The organism is Gilliamella sp. Choc5-1, assembly GCF_001690595.1.
Lineage (GTDB): Bacteria > Pseudomonadota > Gammaproteobacteria > Enterobacterales > Orbaceae > Gilliamella > Gilliamella apicola_M.
Genome location: NZ_LZHH01000114.1, coordinates 1 through 1,070, shown reverse-complemented (window position 1 = coordinate 1,070; position 1,070 = coordinate 1). Strand labels below are relative to the sequence as shown.

General features: G+C 39.4%; 1 pseudogene. It reads right to left on the bottom strand.

The features are described 5' to 3' along the window. Window positions 1-1,061, bottom strand: a pseudogene (locus A9G35_RS10190) (IS481 family transposase); the annotation flags it as partial. Window positions 1,062-1,070 lie beyond the last annotated feature (9 nt).

The window sequence follows — 1,070 nt, the reverse complement described above, 5'->3', positions numbered from 1 at the left end:
CTCATCGGCTTTCATTTTAACAAAATGCGTGTCCGATGAGCAAAATAAATTCTCCAATTGCTTTTCCTTAACCAACCCCTTTGCATCATTCCATGTTTGCCATGGTGTCTTCCCATAACAATATTTACTGAATGCGCTCTTTCTCGATTGTAAAATTCAAGCCATTGCTCAATATCGTTTTGTATTTCACTCAATTGCGTGTAAATCTTACGCCGAAATAAAATATCATAACATTCTGTTTTCATCGTCTTATGGAATCGCTCACAAATACCGTTTGTTTGTGGGCTGTAGGCTTTGGTCTTGGTGTGTTCAATATCTTCTAGATTAAGATAAAGCTCATAAGCATGGCTCTCCTTATGGCCATTATATTCCGTACCTTGGTCTGTAAGAATGCGTAACAGCGGCACTTGTTCGCTGTCAAAGAAAGGAAGCTCTTTATCATTGAGCATATCGGCAGCAATCAGGCTGTTTTTCTCGGTATAGACTTTAGCAAAAGCGAGTCTGGAATAGGTATCAATAAATGTTTGTTGGTATATTTTCCCTATGCCTTTAATGTGCCCTACATAATAGGTATCTTGTGCACATAAATATCCCGGATGATGTGTCTCAATTTCACCATGCGCTTCTTTTGATGCTTTGGCTTTTTCAAGGGCTTGTAATTGATTTTCAGTGAGCACACATCCTTCTTGTGCCACTTTGGTTTCTAGGGCTATTAAGCGTTTTTTAAAACTTTCTAAATCGTGACGTAGCCAAATAGAGCGTACCCCACTCCCTGACACCATGATGCCTTCTTGACGAAGTTGATTGGCAACTCGATGTTGCCCATAAGCTGGATATTCATAGGCCATATTGACAACGGCTTGTTCTATATGTGGCTCTACCCGATTTTTTTCGATAGGCTTTTTACGACTGATTTCTTGAAGCGCAAGCTCACCCCCTTGCTAATACAATTTTTTAAAGCGATAATAGCTATCTCGACTGTATCCCATGACTTTGCAAGCTTGTTGAACGTTACCGAGTTGATTAGCTAATTCTAAAAGTCCTAATTTAGGTTTAATGATTTTGGCGGT